Here is a 17,222-nt window from a genome sequence, read left to right as displayed (position 1 = left end):
AGATACCGGATGCCGCAGGCGGTATCCGGTAACAGGGAAAAATGAAAAAAAGGCTTAACGTCCCTTGGCGGCACGCTTGGAGGCCTTCAAGGGATTCACCTTGGCCTTGGCAGCGGCTTCGACCTTAATGTGGGTTGCAAAGTTGCACTTGCCTGAAACCCACTTTCTGGCAGGGACGGGATAGCTGCCGCAGTACTTCTGTCCTTCAAATTCGCAGACGCGGTCGCAGCCGTCGCATTTTTCCACAATGGGCTGAACAGAGATACCGTTGACTTCGACGCCTGACTCGGTCTTGACGGCGTTCTGAAGAACTGTGCTCATAAAATCCTCCAAATCATATTCCCCACACATGTGGGTTGTCAGCATAACCGGAACGCAAATAATTGTCCCGGATCGGTGATTCTGTCAAGGAAAAACATATGCCGCTCACGGAAAACTTTCGGCAAAGGAGCCGCCCGGCAGCATCACTAAAAAATTGCGTCCTTCAGAACCAGCAAAAAACGCTGCACGGAGAAGTCCTTCCGCCGCTTCTGGACAATCCGTGCAAGGGGATTATATAGTTGCGCAAGGAAGGAGAAGCGCTTATGCCACATTTTCGCACTTTGAAGGCTCTGATCCGTGCATGGCTTGCCCGTGAAGACTGGACGCCGGCAAATCCTCTACCCCCGGAATGCTCAGAAATTCCGCCCATCAGCATTGTTCAGCCTCTGTTCGCCTGCCTGCCCGAAGGCGGAGAAATGACAGATCGCGCAGCCCAGACGCTGGGAATGCAGGTGGGCAAGGTCTACAGCACTTCCCCGGAAGACGCAAAAAATATCATCCGCAGGTTCATGTGGCACATGAATGAGGAATCGGGCAACATCGGCTGGGGTATCCCGGAAGCTTTCGGAGAAACACTTGCCCAATGCCCGCCGCTTGCTGACGCCTTCCGCCGTGTCCTGCTCCACTATGTCTATGATGCCCCGGAAGATAAGAGTACGGCCTTCTGTGACTATGCCCCGCTGCGTATCTCATGCTACAAGGCCATTGCCAGACTGCTCGCGGCCCGCCCCGAATTTGCTGAAGAAGCTCTTCCCCTGCTTAGAAGTTCTGCAGAAAATGAGACCGACCATGCCTGCCGGGAGGCTGCCTGTGCCCTTGTGCGGACGCATATGCTCACTCCGTTCCGGTCACCGGTCTGAAAGTTTCCGGCTGACTGCCTATAGAGGAAATCAAAGTTTTTTCTGAACTCAAAAAGCGCCGTCCTCACAGAGAACAACGCTTTCCGAACAGACTGAAGCTGTTTCATTCCACAGTTGTCCCTTTCCGCCGATAGCCTCTACTGCCAATAGAGAGAGGCCGTGCAAATTTGCCCGTCCATGAGAGGGAAATTACGGAAAAGCGTTCATTGGCTTTGCCGTTTTGTCCATCCTTCTTTTCCTCTGAAAGACGGGAGGGTACGTCAAAGGAACGTTTAATGAAAAACAGGCCGGAGAACGTCCCGTTCTTCGGCCTGAAATTCTTTCCTGCGGCTGGCTACACCTTGATGTACGAAAAACCTGCATCCTGAAGCTGGACAAGCTCCAGCGTAGCCGACGGAACTACTTCCACAAACGGCCAGAGCATATCCTTTTCCAGGTGATGGGAATTCATGGCGCACTGCCCAACATGGATCTTCAGCCCGTTGGCGATGGCCTGCTGCGCCACTTCCATAAGCTCGGCGTTTTCCTTCACAAGCTGCTGTACGGCCGGGCCGTTGACAACCATGATCAGCTTGAAGGGAGCCTCTCCTTCCAGAGCCATGAATCCGGCTTCAACAGCGATCTCCTGGGGTGAAATTTTGTGCCGCTTGGCAAGTGCTGCTTTCCTGTAGTTGGCGGCTTGGCTGAAAGCCAGCTCTAACACAGCGGGATCGTTGGCGTTTACATGGATGACCAGATCATAGTTCATGACATTCTCCTTGAAACGAAGCGGTTTCAGTCTACAGCGCCGACGCCGCAAACAACCGTGGCAGGTTCCGAGCCGAACGCTGAAGCATACAGGGAACACAGTAAACGCATATCCTCACTGCAAGCTCTCTGTCAATCTCTTTTTGACCTGCCAAGATTGTGAATACAGCCGCTTTTCGGGCTTCCATCCGTGTGCTTTCTCCTGTCTGACGAAAGATACGCTTCCGGCAGGCGGAGCTGAACTACAGTATGAGTCCGGCCCCTCCGTTCTGGGGATTGGGATTGAGTCCTCCGGAAGACAGAGAAAGATTGGAACACACTTCCAGATATTTGTCCTGCACGTCCTGAGGTGTACTCTTGTATTCGAACAGAAAATGCCTGGCATCGATGCTGCCGCTGCAATCATGATCGAAGGGGTAGCCGTAGGGGAGCATCATCAGCTGTACTCCCTGCTGAGTCGGCACGGTCTGCATGATGGCGACGTCCTTCAGTGCGTTGGCTTCTGTATCAAATTTGCCGATAACAAGTTCGCCGGTAACGATTTTCACCAAACGAATATCGTAGGCCATGATTCAACTCCTTTCCTTGTCAGATGTGGTAACCGAAAGTTAGGAAGTCACGGCCGCCTTGTCAAGGAGAGCATGCTTGACAGACAGCATAACGTGCTTGCCAAGCATCGATGGAACGTCTATGACGTTGGGAAGCGAGGAAAACTATGCACCAGCCCCCCCTGTCCCCCGGGAACCAGAAGCTCCTTTCCGACGTAGAAGAGCGACTCCACTACCAGTTTCACGACGTTTCACTGCTTGCTGCGGCTCTGACGCACAGCTCCTGGGCAAATGAACACGGCACGATGCACAACGAACGCCTGGAATTTCTTGGTGACGCGGTTCTGGAAATCAACATTTCTCTGGAGCTTTATCAAAGATTTCCCACAGAACGCGAAGGCGAGTTGACGCGTCTGCGCTCTCTTCTCGTCAGTGAAGGGAAACTCGCTGAACTGGCCCGCGGTCTGCGCCTCGGCGAAGCACTGTTCATGGGACGGGGGGAAGAGGCACAAGGCGGCAGGTCACGCCCTGCGCTCATCGCGGATGCCGTGGAAGCCGTACTTGGCGCAGTGTATCTGGACGGCGGCCAAGCTGCTGCCTCCGCGCTTGTCAGCCGTCTGTACGAAGGTCATTGGCCATCTTACGGAGACGCCGGTAAAGTCAAAGACTATAAGACACGCCTTCAGGAAGTCACACAATCGCTCCTGCACACACTGCCGGTCTATAGCCTCCTTTCGAGCAGTGGTCCGGAACACGCCCGCACCTTTCAGGTTCACCTCGCTCTCTCCAACGGACGCAGCTTTACAGCCAGCGGTGGCAGCCTCAAGCGTGCCGAGCAGGAAGCCGCAAAACTGGCACTCGAAGCTCTTGACGATGAAGACGCTTCCTGCAATACCCCACCTTCTGAAAACATTCAGGGCTAGCATATCCCCCTTGCGGAAACTTCGATTCCCGCTATGATGACTTCGTTCGATTCCCTCAGGGTATCTTGTATGGATACAAGGTCTACCTTGATTCACATTGGTCTGGATATCGGCTCCACAACGGTGAAGCTCGTTGCTCTCGACCAAGATGCTTGTGTACTCTATGCGCGATATGAGCGCCATCGTTCCGATGTGCGCGCCACGGTTGCCCGGCTTCTTCAGGAAGCTCTCGGGCGGCCGTGTCTCTTGGAGCGCAAGTTCACACTGGCGGCCACAGGTTCAGGAGCTATCGCACTCGCCGCTGAATTTCACATCCCCTTCGTTCAGGAAGTCATTGCGTCCGCCGAGAGCCTCCGCCGCCGTCTGCCCGGCGTAGATGTTGCTATTGAGCTGGGCGGAGAAGACGCAAAGATCACGTTCTTCACCAATGGCGTTGAACAGCGCATGAACGAAACCTGTGCCGGAGGCACAGGTGCGTTCATCGATCAGATGGCGGCCTTTCTTGATACCGATGCCGCTGGCCTGAACGATCTGGCTTCCCACAGCCACACACTCTACCCCATTGCCTCGCGCTGCGGCGTCTTTGCCAAGACAGATGTCCTTCCCCTGCTCAACGAAGGCTGCTCTCGGGAAGACATCGCGGCGTCCATCTTTCAGGCCGTAGTGGAACAGACAGTCAGCGGTCTGGCCTGCGGGCGTGTCATCGAGGGCAAAGTGGCCTTTCTTGGCGGCCCCCTGGCCTTTCTGGACAGTTTGCGCAAGCGTTTCACCGAGACGCTGCACCTCTCGGCAGAGAATGCGCTTTTCCCTGAAGGCGCGGAATACTTCGTGGCCGTGGGAGCGGCCATGCAGTCCCTTTATCGGCAAGACGTTCCCGGTTCGCAGCAGGCTGGGGAACGGATCTGGACGACGGAGGAACTTTTAACCCTCGCCGGAACCATGCGGTCTTCCCCAAATGCTTCACAGGCTCTTTCTTTACCTCCCCTTTTCAAAAACGCCGAGGAACTGGCTGCGTTTCGCCGGCGTCACGCCTCCCACCGTGCGGCACGGGCTGATATATGTACCCTTCCGGGCACGGTGCAACAGCCTGCCCCTGTCTATCTGGGCATAGATGCCGGTTCCACCACGATCAAATCCGTCCTCATCGACAAGGAAGGACGTATCCTCCACACAACGTATGCGCCTGGTCAGGGGCGACCTCTAGACGCCGCCGTGGACATTCTGAAGGAAGTCTACGCTCTGCTTCCCGAGCATGTACGCATCGCCGGGGCAGGCGTCACGGGATACGGAGGCGGCTTGCTCAAGGCTGGACTCCACGCCGACATCGATGAGGTAGAGACGCTTGCACACTGCAAGGCCGCACAGTTTTTCCTGCCGGAAGTGACCTTTGTTCTGGACATCGGCGGCCAGGACATGAAGTGCCTGCACGTCAAAGACGGCATTGTGGATCGTATCCAGCTCAACGAAGCCTGTTCTGCTGGCTGCGGCTCCTTCATCGAGACTTTTGCGAAATCTCTGGGCATGGAGCTTCCTGACTTCGTGGACGAGGCCCTGCACGCTCAAAATCCTGTGGATCTCGGTACGCGCTGCACGGTCTTCATGAATTCCCGCGTGAAACAGGCCCAGAAGGAAGGGCGTCCTGTCAGCGACATCGCGGCTGGACTTTCCTGCTCCGTGGTCAGGAACGCACTTTATAAGGTTATCAAGATTTCCAGCCCGGAAGAGCTGGGAGAACATATCATCGCGCAGGGCGGTTCCTTCAAAAACGATGCGCTGCTCCGAGCCCTTGAACTATGTCTGGGGCGCGAAGTGGTTCGCCTCGATATCGCCGGACTGATGGGGGCGTTCGGCGCGGCACTGATTGCCCGCGAAAGCGCCCATGAAACTTCAACGCTGCTGAACAGGGAAGAAATCGCGGCATTTTCCTACGAAAGCTCCGCCACACGCTGTACGGGCTGCTCCAACCACTGTCTTCTGACCGTGATCCGCTTTTCTGACGGAAATCGTTTCGTTTCCGGCAACCGCTGTGAACGTGGCGCGGGTCAAGTCCATGCAGAAGGAAAGATGCCCAACCTGGCGGCGTACAAGTATGAAAGACTCTTCGCGCCCTATGTCCCCCTGCCTATGGAGAAGGCTCCCCGCGGCGTTATCGGCATCCCGCGCGTCTTGAACATGTACGAGGATTATCCGTTCTGGTTCACGTTGTTCACCAATCTGGGCTTCCGCGTGGAGCTTTCCTCCCCGTCATCCAAAGGGCAGTACGCCAAAGCGCTTTCCACCATTCCTTCTCAGACTGTGTGCTATCCGGCAAAACTCAGTCATGGACATCTTCTGGAACTGATCAACCGTGGAATAAAGCGTATTTTCTATCCTTGCATTGCCTTCGAACGCCGCGAGTTCGCCTCACAGGACAACCGTTATAACTGCCCGGTAGTGGGCGGCTATCCCGAACTTCTCAAAAATAACGTGAACCTGCTTCGTGAAAAAGGCGTTCAGTTCATCTGTCCCTTCCTGCCAGTGGAAAAGGACGGTCTGATCAGGATGCTCCCCCGTCTCCAGCTCTTTCGAAACATCCCGCTCATCGAACTGGAGGGAGCACTCTGCGAAGCCTTCAGGGAAAAGAAACGCTTCAAGGACGACATACGCAAAAAGGGTGCACAGGTTCTTGCAGAGCTGAAGGCTGCAGGAAGGATGGGTGTCATTCTGGCGGGACATCCGTACCATATTGACCCGGAAATTCACCACGGCATTCCGGATCTGATCACGGCTGCAGGACTGGCAGTCCTGACGGAAGATGCGATCGCCCATCTTGCGCCAGAACCGGAGCATCTCCGTGTGGTCGACCAGTGGACCTATCACGCACGACTGTACCGTGCCGCACTGTTCGCCTCCACATCTGATCGGGTTTCACTGGTGCAGATGGTCTCCTTCGGCTGTGGCCTTGATGCGGTCACGGCGGATCAGGTGAAAGAGATTCTTGAAAAAACAGGACGTTTATACACACAGATTAAAATTGACGAGGGGGCCAACCTCGGGGCGGCGCGTATCCGTATCCGTTCCTTGCTTGCAACGATGAAGGAACGGCAGAAGCACGCTCTCCCCGGGACAACAGCCCAAAGCCCGTTTCTAGTCCCCATGCCGGAACCAGAGCAGGACACGCCTCCGTTTACAGAAGCGATGCGCAGGACGCATACCATACTCATCCCGCAGTTATCCCCCATGCACTTTCGGTTCATGCCATCCATGCTGCGTTCCTGCGGCTACAAGGCGGAACTCTTGCCCGTGGTGGACAGAGAAGCTGTGGAAGAAGGCCTGCGCCACGTCAACAACGATGTGTGCTATCCGGCCATCACTGTTATCGGGCAGCTCCTCCACGCCCTGCACAGTGGCAGATATGACCGCAGCCGCGTGGCTCTGATCCTGTCCCAGACGGGAGGAGGATGCCGCGCCACGAACTATATCGGCTTCCTGAAAAAAGCCCTTAAGGAATGCGGGCTTGCGGACATCCCTGTCCTCTCCTTCAATCTCTCCGGAATGAGCCGTAATCCAGGCTTCAGGGTTACGAGCCGTATGCTCCTGCGATCCGTTCAGGCCATCCTGTGCGGTGACGGACTCATGCGTATGCTCTGCCGCACCCGGCCGTACGAAAGCGTCCCCGGCAGCGCTGAAGCTCTGGCCGAACGCTGGGCGGCCGTCTTCGAGCGGGACATTCTCTGCGGTTCGCTCCTAAGTTCCTACCGGCATCTCTGCCAGGCCGTAAAGGAGTTCGACGCCCTACCCCTTCGCGATGTTCCCCGCCGTCCCAGGGTAGGACTTGTCGGCGAAATACTTTTAAAGTATCATCCTGACGCCAACAACCATGCCGTCAATGTCGTGGAGTCCGAAGGGGGCGAAGCCGTTCTCACCGATTTTACGGACTTTATCCTTTACGGTCTCTATGACGAAATCCACCGTTGGCGGCAGTGCAGCGGCAGTATGAAACGTGCTCTGGCAAGCGGCCTGCTGCTTCGCATTCTGCTTACGCTGCGCCTGCCCCTGCGCTTCGCGCTTTCCAGAAGCCGGAGATTTGCGCCTCCCCTGGCGTTCAGTAAGCTGCGCCGCATGGTCGATGGCGTTGTTTCTCTGGGGCAGCAGACCGGCGAGGGCTGGCTGCTCACTGCAGAGATGATGGAACTGCTCCATGAGCACGTCCCGAACATTCTCTGTATGCAGCCTTTCGGCTGTCTGCCCAACCACATCACCGGCAAGGGCGTCATTAAGGAACTGAAACGCCGTTTTCCCACTGCAAACATCGCAGCCGTCGACTACGATGCGGGCGCAAGTGAAGTAAACCAGATCAACCGCATCAAACTTATGATGTCCGTAGCCCTGCAGGGAGAAACCGAAGGCCGGCCATCGACATAGGATACCATGACCCAACAGACACTGCCTGAACTTCTGGCTCCGGCCGGCGACCTTTCCTCCTTTCTTGCGGGTATAGCCGCAGGCGCTGACGCCGTCTATGCGGGCCTGAAAAACTTTTCCGCCCGAGCCGGGGCCGAAAATTTCAGTACCACAGAACTGGCCCGCATGGTGGATCTGGCAGACCAGAACGGCAGAAAGGTCTATGTAGCCTTCAATTCCATGCTCAAGGCTTCTGACCTCACCTCCGCAGGAAGGCTCATCAAGCGCCTCCAAAGAGACGCTCATCCCCATGCCCTCATCATTCAGGACATCGGACTCATCGATGTGGCACGTCAGGCAGGATACGAGGGCGAACTCCATCTTTCCACACTGTCCAACATCTCTTCATCCCGGGATTTGTTCGCGATCCATGACAGAGGCGTGCAGCGCGTGGTTCTGCCCCGTGAGCTGTCCATCGATGAAATTCGTCAGATGGATGAACAAGCCCCGCACGACATGGACTTTGAAATGTTCATTCATGGTGCCCTGTGCTGGTGCGTCTCCGGTCGCTGCTACTGGTCAAGCTATCTCGGCGGCAAGAGCGGACTGCGAGGCCGCTGCGTCCAGCCCTGCCGCCGCATTTACAGGCAGAAGGGGCGCGAAGGCCGATTCTTCTCCTGTCAGGATCTTTCGCTTGACGTTCTCGTCAAAACGCTGACCGGCATTCCCCACGTCCGCAGTCTCAAGATTGAAGGCCGCAAAAAAGGCCCGCACTATGTCTATCATGTTGTCACGGCCTACCGCATGCTTCTTGACTCTCTGGGAACCGAGAACTGGGCGCAGGCCAAAAAAGATGCTGAAGCACTGTTCGGCATGGCGCTGGGGCGCCCCTCGACCCACGCCCGCTTCCTGCCTCAAAAAAATATCCAGATTTCCACGCCCACAGAACCGACAAGTTCCGGTATGCTCGTGGGCAAGATTCAGTTCGAAAAACGGAGCGGAACGTCCTGTCCCTTCATCAAGCCACGGCTTGAACTTCTGCCTAAGGATCTTCTGCGCATAGGCTATGAAGATGAACCCTGGCATGACACCATTCCCGTGACCCGCCGCACGCCAAAGGCCGGAACCTGCACGCTGCGACTCGGCAAGAATAAAATGCCCAAAGCCGGCGTTCCGGTCTTTCTCATCGACCGCCGCGAACCTGAACTTGTCCGGATCCTTCGCGACTGGGAAAACAAGCTGGAAAATTGCCGCAGGGTGGAAAGTCCCCTGGTGGAATGGACACCTCGTCTGCCCGCTCCCGTACGAGGACGGCGGCAGCCGGACTACCTCGTCCGTTCCAGCCTGCCCCAGGGGCGGGAGACCCGCGCATCCCGCTCCGTGACAACGGCTTTGTGGATGTCGCCCAATACGGTAAGGGCCATCTCCCGTACCGTCATGCCCCGCATCTCCTGGTGGCTGCCGCCTGTCATCTGGCCGGAAGAAGACGCACTCTGGCAGCGTCTCGTCATGGAAGCCATCCGCGGCGGAGCCACACGTTTTGTGTGCAATTCCCCGTGGCAGATCAGCCTGTTTACTCAGGAAGCGAAGCAACGTTCCCTCCAGCTCACTGCGGGACCGTTCTGCAACATTGCCAACCCTGCGGCCGTGGCTTTGCTGTCCAGCATGGGCTTCGAGTCTGCGTTCGTCAGCCCGGAGCTGTCCAGAGACGATTTTCTGTCCCTGCCGAAACAATGCTGCCTTCCCCTCGGCATGGTTCTTTCCGGGTTCTGGCCCGTGGGCATATCCCGCCACGACCTGAATCTCGTCAAGGCCAATGAAACGTTTTACAGTCCCAAGGGAGAAAGTTTCTGGGGGCGGAACTACGGCCGCAATCTGTGGATCTACCCCGGCTGGCCTCTTGATCTTTCCGCCCATCGGCAGGAACTGGAAGCCGCAGGATACTGCTTCTTCGCCAAACTGGAAGAGAACCTGCCGCCGGGAATGCCTCCTTTGCGCCGCACCAGCGAATTTAACTGGAACGGCAGCCTCTTGTGATAATGGAACGAGCGTTGTACCATGAGACACGTTCTTTTTTTGACACGGGATCCAGCCTCATGAAAACAACCCTCGTCCTGGATGCCGGCAGCGGTACTACCACGCTTCTCCTGGCATTGCCCGATTCCGAGCCTTCCGAATGGCCAAAAACCATCGTTCCGGCGGGCCATCCTGTCCGCGACGCCGCAACCTTCCTCTGTGACGGAGGCTTCCCCCAGCCGGAGCTTGCACTTGTCTGCGGCATGGGGATACATCCCGCGGCTTCTCCTGCAGATGCACTCCGGATGAGACGCTGGAAGGCGGAGCTTCACGGTTCGGGACTGTGCCCCGAGCGCGTTTTGTGCAACACTCTGCCGGGATGGGAAGTTCAAGCACTGCTTGAAAAAACAGCTTCCGTCTTCCCACTCACACTTGCCGCTGACAGCGCGGCCGCCGCATTCATGGCCGGACTCAGCCTTCGCACCGTGCGGGAACGCTGCCAGCAGGAAGGTGTAACTCTGATTTACGCCGGTCACAGCCATGTTCAGGTCTTCATGGTCTACCGTGAACGACTTTTGGGGCTGTATGAGCAGCATTCTTCCGTCGCACTGGAAACCTTTCGCAGGCATGTGGAGGAAATGCGTTTGAACTGGCTTCCTGATGAAGAAGTTCGGGCGAGCGGAGGTCACGGCTGTATCTGCGGGGAGCTGCCCGCAGAGGCCGAAGGCTTCCGCCCGACCTTTGTCTTCGGCCCTAACAGTACACGTTTTGCAGAGTGCGGACGCCTTGTCAAAACCTGCCAGGACGAAGCCTTTGCTCGCTGTTTCGGACTGTTGGAAGCTCTGAAACGGAGGGATGCGGCATGAGTTTTCTTTTCGCTGTCTTTCTGCTTCTGGCCATGAGTCTGTGTGCGCTTCTCAATCTGGTCACGCTGCCCGGCAACTGGGCCATGGCCGTACTCGTTGTTCTCTGGGCCATGCTTGTGCCCGGCAATACACTGACGGCGGGATTCTTTGTCCTTTTCTTCGGGCTTGCCCTGCTGGGAGAGGGGATGGAATTTCTGATGCAGATCTGGGGTTCGCAAAAATACGGCTCTTCTCCGGCTTCGACTTTCGCCGGTATCGTCGGAGCCATTCTCGGTGCTCTGGCCGGTTCCCCCTTTCTCTTCGGTCTGGGAGCCGTGCTCGGCTCACTCTTCGGGGCCTGGGCCGGATGCTATCTGACGGAACGCTTTCTCCGCCATCAGGATTCGAAAGCCGCCTTTCGCGCCGCGCAGGGAGCCTTTGTCGGAAAATTTTTCGGGATGATCGTCAAGTTCGGCATCGGGGTCTCCCTGATCGCGCTTACGGCGTCCTATATCTGGCCTGATGCTGTGCCGCTGAGGACGGTGACGCTATGACGGATTCCGAACGCCTTTCTACCCCGATTCGCCGTCTGCGCCTTGTTCTCGTGCGAACGAATTTTCCCGAAAATATAGGCATGGCAGCAAGAGCTTCGGCGAACTTCGGCCACGCTCCGCTCTATCTCGCAGCCCCCCGCCGCTGGAACTATGAAAAAGCCCTGCTCACGGCCACAAGCCAGGGACAGCCCCTGCTCGATACCCTTACCGTCACCGATACGCTTCAGAAAGCCGTGGCTCCGTGTACACTGGTAGTTGGTACGACAGCGCGGACAGGCGGCGCCAGGCGACAGCTTTCCACACCGCGGCAGACGGCTCGTGAAATCGCTGAACGTCTGACGGCTGGGGAAGAAGCGGCCATTGTCTTTGGGCCTGAAGATCGTGGACTGAGCAACGAGGATCTGGAAAACTGCGGCCGCCTGGTGACCATCCCCACGGCTCCTGACGCTTCGTCCCTGAATCTGGCTCAGTCCGTGCTGCTCATGATGTATGAATGCTGCCTTGCCCTGCCGGACGCTGTGCGCATGGACAGTCATCCCTGCCAGTCACGCCGCATCAACGCAGGAGAAAGAGAAATCCTTTTTCAAGCGTTGAAGGATTCCCTGATGGCCATAGGAACACTCCCTTCGGACAACCCCGAACATTTTTTCCTGCCTCTGGCACGCTTTTTTGATCGGGCAGATGTGCGCCGCCATGAAATGGATATTTTTATGGGTATCTGCCGCCAGATGCTGCACCTTGCAGGAAAAGGCAAACAGCCTTGACCGCATCTTTGCAGACTGGGAAAAGGAGTAACCACAGGCTTCGGCCGTCCATCCAGAACTTCAGGAGTGCCGCCGTGTTCAAACCGCTTCTCCTCTGTGCCTTCTCCATCCTGATTCTTGCCGGCTGCTCCGGCGAGAAAACGTCTGAAAACAGCACGACTGAAACCAAGGCTCTTGTCCGGCTGACCGAATCTTCCTATCGTGACATCCCCTGCGAAGTGGAAGCCGTAGGCACCGTAGAGCCTTCGGCTTCCGTCAATATTGTCTCCCGCACGGCAGGAGAACTTGAACAGATACTTGTCAAGGACGGCGATACGCTGAAGCAGGGACAGCTCCTTTTCGTCATCGAGAAGGACCCCTCCGAAATAGTCCTGCATCAGGCTCTGGCGAGACTGGAAAGCGACAGGGCCAGGCTGACCAAGGCCGAAGATGATTATGCCCGCTCACAGAAAATGACCAAGGGCGGCTTTTCCAGTGTGGCGGAAAACGATGCCGCAAGAGTCAATCTCATCAGCGCACGGGCTGCCGTCAAGGAAGATGAGGCAGCCGTGGAAAAGGCCCGGCTGGATCTTTCCTACTGCGAGATCCGTGCGCCTATGGATGGACGAGCCGGGGAAGTCAAGGTCGACCGGGGCAATGTGGTTACGCCACAGACTTCCCTCCTCATGCTCGACACCGTTCACCCTGCCGACATCACTTTCAGCATTTCGGAGAAATACCTGCCACAGGTGCGACGCAGCATGGAACGGGGCGCGCTTCGCGTCTCCGCGGTGAGCAAGGAAGGAACTCCAGTTTCCGGAACTGTGATCTTTGTGGGTAATGTGGCTCCTGCCACGGGAACGGTTCCGCTGAAGGCGCGCTTTGAAAACGCCGGCTCCGAACTTTGGGCCGGGGAATTTCTGCGCGTTCGCATCACCCTGGACGTGCGCGAACACGCCGTCACCGTCCCCAGCCGCGCCGTCATGATCGGGCCTGACGGCCCCCTGGTCTTCGTGGTGGGTGATGACGGGAAGGCGCATATCCGGCTGGTGGAAACAGACGTGGAAAATGATGGCGTAACCGTTGTTTCCAAAGGACTTGAAGCGGGAGAAAAGGTGGTTCTGGAGGGGCATGTGCGCCTCAAGGACGGCGTCGAAGTCCGTCTTGCCGAAGATGACGCGGAAAAGAATAGTCCAAAGACGGGAGCTGAGGGATGAACATCTCTTCACTGTTCATCAAACGGCCTGTAGCAACCACACTTCTCATGGCGGGAATACTCATTTTCGGTATGATGAGCTATCTCCGTCTGCCCATCAATGATAATCCCAATGTGGAAGTTCCCGTTATCATCGTTTCGGCCACGCTGGACGGAGCCTCACCTGAAGTCATGGCTACGTCCGTGGCCAAACCTCTGGAAAAGCAGCTTTCCAACATCGCGAGCATCAAGAGCATGACCTCAACGAACAAGCTCGGCAGAACACTGGTGGTCATCGAATTTGAAATGGATCGCGATATCGATGGCGCGGCCCTCGACGTGCAGTCGGCGATCTCCATCGCCTACTCCCGGATGCCGGAAACCATGACCCAAATGCCGCGCTTCATGAAGCTTGATCCAGACGCCCTTCCCGTCATTCAGCTCGCATTAACCTCCAACACACTCACCCGCCAGCAGATTACGGACTATGCAGAAAACTACGTTTCGCAGCGTCTGTCCATGGTAAGCGGCGTCTCCAAGACGGAAGTGCGCGGAGCCAAGCGGTACGCCGTGCGGGTAAACCTTCGCCCCGAACTCATGGTAGCGCGCGATGTAAGCGCGGACGAGATCCGCAATGCCATTGACGCGGCCAACGTCACGCTGCCCACCGGCAAACTCGAAAGCCCGGACCGTATCCGCAATATCGAAGTCAACGGCGCGCTGGTTAAAGCTGAGGACTTCGCCAAAATCGTTGTTGCCTGGCGGGATAATGCCCCCGTTCATCTCGATGATGTGGCCGATGTGGTCGAAGGCGTGGAAGAAACCAATCAGGCAAGCTTCATCAGCGGAAATCCCGGCGTTATTGTGCAGGTCACAAGGCAGCCCGGCGGCAATACCGTCCAAGTAGTTAAAGATGTACTTGAACTTTTGCCTGAAATTGAAGCCTCTCTTCCGCCTTCAGTGGAGCTTTCCATCGTGGAAGACACCTCCATTCCCATCAAGGAATCGGTGGCCGAGGTACAATTCACGCTGCTTCTGACCATCTTTCTGGTGGTGCTTGTCATCTATCTCTTTCTGCGCGACGGCATGGCCACCATTATCCCCAGTCTGGCGCTTCCCCTTTCCGTGGTGGCCACGTTCCCGGTCATGCTGGTGTCCCGCTTCAGTCTGGACAACATGTCGCTCATGGCTCTCATTCTGGTGGTGGGCTTCGTGGTGGACGACGCCATCGTCATGCTGGAAAACATCATCCGTCACCGCGAAATGGGAAAATCCCCGTTTCAGGCGGCCATGGACGGCGCTGGCGAAATCGGCTTCACCATCCTTTCCATGACGGTTTCTCTTGGGACGGTGTTCATCCCACTGCTTTTCCTGCCGGGCGTGGCAGGGCGCATGTTCTTTGAATTTGCCGCCGTCATCATCATCGCCATTTCCATCTCCTTCTTCATCTCCATCAGCCTCACGCCCATGATGAGCGCCGTGTTTCTCACCGATCAGTCTGTGCACCAGAAGCATTCAGGCTTCAAGGCTGTCATGGAGCGCGCCTTTGTCGGTCTGCTCTCACTGTATGCGCGCAGCCTGCGCGCGGTCATGCGGCACAAGTTCCTCACCTTTCTGGCTTCACTTTCTCTCATCTTCGCTACCTGGCTGCTCTCCACCATGGTTCCCACCGGCTACTTTCCCGCCATCGACGGCGGGCGCATCCGCGTCTCCGCGAGAGCTGAGGAATCCATCTCCTTCACGGCTCTCACTCAGGCGGTCAGCGAACTCCACCCCCTTATTGAAGCGGATCCGGCGGTGCGCAGCTATATCACCACCATTGGCGGCGGTACCCGCGCAGACACGAATACCGCAAACATCATGATCCGTCTGAAGCCCGTCGGCGAACGCGAAAACATCAATACCGTGATCGACCGTCTGCGGCAGAAGCTCGGCAACAATCCCACGCTCATGGTCTCTCTGCGCAACGCCAATATGCAGGGCGCTGGCAGCCGTCACATCGGCGTCTATGCCTATACGCTCGTGGGCAGTGATACCGAAGAACTGTATCAGGCCGCCCGCGACGTGGAAGCCGCCGTTTCCCGCCTGCCCAGTGTGCGCGATGTGGGAACGGATCTTCAGCTCATGACTCCGGCGATACGTCTGGTCGTGGATCGGGAAAAAGCCAACATGCTCGGCATTACCCTTTCCCAGATCGAACAGGCGCTGTACTCGGCTTTCGGCACACGGGAAATCTCCACTATCTACACGGATGTCAGCGACTACACCGTGAAAATGGAAGTTCTGCGGGAACTTCAGGACAGTGCCGGCATTCTGGATACCGTCTATCTGCGCGCAGGCAGCGGTGAACTGGTTCCGCTGGAAACGCTGGTCACGCGTGAACTCACCGCAGGCCCGCTCTCGGTCAACCATCTGGGCCAGTTTCCCTCTGTCACCGTGTCCTTCAACGTTGCGCCGGGCTATGCCATGGGCGATGCCATGACCGACGTGGTCAATACCGCGCGCGATCTGCTGCCGGATTCCGTGTCGGGGAGCCTTTTCGGAACGGCCCGCGATTTTCAGAAGTCCGTGCACGACATGATTGTCATGATCATTGTGGCCCTCGTGCTGATCTATATCGTCCTCGGTATTCTGTACGAAAGTTTCATCCACCCCATCACCATCCTGTCCGGTCTGCCCTCTGCCGGCTTCGGCGCTCTGTTCGCACTCTGGCTTTTCCATTCCGAACTGAACATGACGGCCTTCGTGGGCATCATCATGCTCATCGGCATCGTTAAGAAAAACGCCATCATGGTTCTGGACTTCGCTCTGAGTGCCGAACGAAGCGGACACATGGATTCCGAAGAAGCCGTTATTCAGGGCTGTCTCATCCGCTTCCGGCCCATCCTCATGACAACGCTGGCCGCTGTCATGGGCGCGCTTCCACTGGCCTTCGGCATTGGGAGTACGGGCGCTGAATCCCGCCAGCCCATAGGCATCTGCGTCTCCGGAGGACTTATCTTCTCACAGCTTGTGACGCTGTACATCACGCCGGTTTATTACGTCTATCTCGACCGCTTCGGTCAGTGGGTGGGACGGCATATGCGCCGCCTTTTCCGCAAGAACCTGGCAGCACCGCAGGACTGAACCCTTTCCCGCTTCCCTCAGGAGTACCCTATGCAGGAATATGAAAACCGCTTTCTAGCTTCAGAAGTTCCGTCCCGCCCCGCGGATGAAGTACGCTTCCACGTCATCCCCGTTCCCTATGAAGCGTCGGTAAGCTATGGAGACGGAACGGGCCGAGGGCCGGAGGCCATCCTCAATGCCTCAAATCAGCTGGAACTCTGCGATGGAATCGGCTTTCCTGGGCACGGAGGCATCTTTACCCAGCCTCCTGTGGACTGTTCCGGCGAACCGGAAACGGTCATGGAACGCATTGCGGAGGCCGTAAACAAAGCTCTGGATTACGGCGCGATTCCCGTGGTCCTCGGCGGTGAGCATTCCCTCAGCTATGGGGAACTCGTCGCATTGAAACAACACTATGGGCGCTTCGGACTCATCCAGTTCGACGCCCACGCCGATCTGCGCGACAGCTACGAGGGCAGCCGCTGGAGCCACGCTTGTGCCATGTGCAGGGCCGTAAAGGATCTTAATCTGCCTCTCATCCAGATAGGCAACCGTATCTTCTGCCGGGAAGAACTTAACGCTCGAAAGAGTTTCCATGTCCTGAGCTGGGACGCTCCGCAGCTCTGGCGCGAGGGTGTTCCTGACTGTCTCGTTCCTGAAGACTTTCCGGAAAATATCTTCATCACCTTCGATTTGGACGGACTTGACCCTTCGATCATCGCCGAAACGGGTACGCCCGTGCCCGGAGGACTTGGCTGGTATCAGGCACTGGAACTCTTGGAAAAGGCCATGCACGGACGCCGGGTTCTCGGTTTCGACGTCGTGGAACTCGCGCCCCGTGAAGGACGGATCGCTTCGGATTTTGCCGCGGCCAGCCTCACCTATGCCATCATGGGCTTGATCTCCCGCGCTCACGGCTGGGAAGATTAGCACTTCATCTCACTTCCTTTATGGTTTGAGACCTCGGCCTTCAGGCCGATAG

The 17,222-nt window shown here is 57.0% G+C and carries 13 protein-coding genes; 10 read left to right on the top strand and 3 right to left on the bottom strand.

The features are described from left to right. Positions 1-54: 54 nt before the first annotated feature. On the bottom strand, positions 55-321 hold the full coding sequence (locus tag Q0Z94_RS03350; protein WP_298067606.1) for a PxxKW family cysteine-rich protein: 267 nt from the start codon (positions 319-321) through the stop codon (positions 55-57). A 263-nt stretch (positions 322-584) separates the two neighbouring features. Between Q0Z94_RS03350 and Q0Z94_RS03345 the strand changes: the two genes are divergently transcribed. Then, the gene (locus tag Q0Z94_RS03345; protein WP_298067605.1) at positions 585-1,181 is read left to right on the top strand and encodes a DVU0298 family protein; all 597 of its coding nucleotides are present in this window, start codon (positions 585-587) and stop codon (positions 1,179-1,181) included. 334 nt (positions 1,182-1,515) lie between these two features. Here the strand turns inward: Q0Z94_RS03345 and Q0Z94_RS03340 are convergent, their stop codons facing one another. Together Q0Z94_RS03340 and Q0Z94_RS03335 are read right to left on the bottom strand one after the other, a co-directional pair. After that, on the bottom strand, positions 1,516-1,929 hold the full coding sequence (locus Q0Z94_RS03340; RefSeq protein WP_298067604.1) for a DsrE family protein: 414 nt from the start codon (positions 1,927-1,929) through the stop codon (positions 1,516-1,518). Between the two features lie 241 nt (positions 1,930-2,170). Further along, positions 2,171-2,497: a hypothetical protein gene (locus Q0Z94_RS03335; RefSeq protein ID WP_298067603.1), complete on the bottom strand. Its 327-nt coding sequence runs from the start codon at positions 2,495-2,497 to the stop codon at positions 2,171-2,173. Positions 2,498-2,643: 146 nt separating this feature from the next. Here Q0Z94_RS03335 and rnc point away from each other — a divergent pair, with 146 nt between their 5' ends. From rnc to speB, 9 genes are all read left to right on the top strand, one after another. Beyond that, on the top strand, positions 2,644-3,399 hold the full coding sequence (rnc, locus tag Q0Z94_RS03330; protein ID WP_298067602.1) for a ribonuclease III: 756 nt from the start codon (positions 2,644-2,646) through the stop codon (positions 3,397-3,399). A 69-nt stretch (positions 3,400-3,468) separates the two neighbouring features. Then, entirely contained in the window at positions 3,469-7,803 is a 4,335-nt protein-coding gene (locus Q0Z94_RS03325) for an acyl-CoA dehydratase activase-related protein (RefSeq protein WP_298067601.1), read from the top strand. Between the two features lie 6 nt (positions 7,804-7,809). Continuing rightward, positions 7,810-9,819 (top strand): U32 family peptidase, encoded by a 2,010-nt coding sequence (locus Q0Z94_RS03320; RefSeq protein WP_298067600.1) that lies wholly within the window; start codon positions 7,810-7,812, stop codon positions 9,817-9,819. Positions 9,820-9,878: 59 nt separating this feature from the next. After that, positions 9,879-10,664, top strand: coding sequence for a DUF1786 family protein (locus tag Q0Z94_RS03315; RefSeq protein WP_298067599.1), 786 nt, complete (start codon positions 9,879-9,881; stop codon positions 10,662-10,664). Further along, the gene (locus Q0Z94_RS03310) at positions 10,661-11,197 is read left to right on the top strand and encodes a DUF456 domain-containing protein (RefSeq protein WP_298067598.1); all 537 of its coding nucleotides are present in this window, start codon (positions 10,661-10,663) and stop codon (positions 11,195-11,197) included. The genes Q0Z94_RS03315 and Q0Z94_RS03310 overlap by 4 nt, the downstream gene beginning before the upstream one ends. Further along, on the top strand, positions 11,194-11,961 hold the full coding sequence (locus Q0Z94_RS03305; protein WP_298067597.1) for an RNA methyltransferase: 768 nt from the start codon (positions 11,194-11,196) through the stop codon (positions 11,959-11,961). The genes Q0Z94_RS03310 and Q0Z94_RS03305 overlap by 4 nt, the downstream gene beginning before the upstream one ends. A gap of 74 nt (positions 11,962-12,035) precedes the next feature. Next, a complete protein-coding gene (locus Q0Z94_RS03300) occupies positions 12,036-13,157 on the top strand; it encodes an efflux RND transporter periplasmic adaptor subunit (protein WP_298067596.1) in 1,122 nt (373 codons plus the stop codon). After that, positions 13,154-16,261, top strand: a complete 3,108-nt coding sequence (locus Q0Z94_RS03295; RefSeq protein ID WP_298067595.1) for an efflux RND transporter permease subunit — start codon at positions 13,154-13,156, stop codon at positions 16,259-16,261. The genes Q0Z94_RS03300 and Q0Z94_RS03295 overlap by 4 nt, the downstream gene beginning before the upstream one ends. Before the next feature lie 30 nt (positions 16,262-16,291). After that, complete coding sequence (gene speB / locus Q0Z94_RS03290; protein ID WP_298067594.1) at positions 16,292-17,170, top strand: agmatinase; 879 nt, start codon at positions 16,292-16,294, stop codon at positions 17,168-17,170. Positions 17,171-17,222 lie beyond the last annotated feature (52 nt).

This window comes from uncultured Mailhella sp. (genome assembly GCF_947631555.1).
Taxonomy (GTDB): domain Bacteria; phylum Desulfobacterota; class Desulfovibrionia; order Desulfovibrionales; family Desulfovibrionaceae; genus Mailhella.
The sequence above is the reverse complement of the archived record's forward strand: the minus strand, read 5'-3'. Positions and strand labels throughout refer to the sequence as shown.

What these genes read in the sequence shown, in the direction of transcription:
- Q0Z94_RS03350 (WP_298067606.1), bottom strand. Translation starts at nt 321, where the DNA reads ATGAGCACAGTTCTTCAGAACGCCGTCAAGACCGAGTCAGGCGTCGAA.
- Q0Z94_RS03345 (WP_298067605.1), top strand. Translation starts at nt 585, where the DNA reads ATGCCACATTTTCGCACTTTGAAGGCTCTGATCCGTGCATGGCTTGCC.
- Q0Z94_RS03340 (WP_298067604.1), bottom strand. Translation starts at nt 1,929, where the DNA reads ATGAACTATGATCTGGTCATCCATGTAAACGCCAACGATCCCGCTGTG.
- Q0Z94_RS03335 (WP_298067603.1), bottom strand. Translation starts at nt 2,497, where the DNA reads ATGGCCTACGATATTCGTTTGGTGAAAATCGTTACCGGCGAACTTGTT.
- rnc (WP_298067602.1), top strand. Translation starts at nt 2,644, where the DNA reads ATGCACCAGCCCCCCCTGTCCCCCGGGAACCAGAAGCTCCTTTCCGAC.
- Q0Z94_RS03325 (WP_298067601.1), top strand. Translation starts at nt 3,469, where the DNA reads ATGGATACAAGGTCTACCTTGATTCACATTGGTCTGGATATCGGCTCC.
- Q0Z94_RS03320 (WP_298067600.1), top strand. Translation starts at nt 7,810, where the DNA reads ATGACCCAACAGACACTGCCTGAACTTCTGGCTCCGGCCGGCGACCTT.
- Q0Z94_RS03315 (WP_298067599.1), top strand. Translation starts at nt 9,879, where the DNA reads ATGAAAACAACCCTCGTCCTGGATGCCGGCAGCGGTACTACCACGCTT.
- Q0Z94_RS03310 (WP_298067598.1), top strand. Translation starts at nt 10,661, where the DNA reads ATGAGTTTTCTTTTCGCTGTCTTTCTGCTTCTGGCCATGAGTCTGTGT.
- Q0Z94_RS03305 (WP_298067597.1), top strand. Translation starts at nt 11,194, where the DNA reads ATGACGGATTCCGAACGCCTTTCTACCCCGATTCGCCGTCTGCGCCTT.
- Q0Z94_RS03295 (WP_298067595.1), top strand. Translation starts at nt 13,154, where the DNA reads ATGAACATCTCTTCACTGTTCATCAAACGGCCTGTAGCAACCACACTT.
- speB (WP_298067594.1), top strand. Translation starts at nt 16,292, where the DNA reads ATGCAGGAATATGAAAACCGCTTTCTAGCTTCAGAAGTTCCGTCCCGC.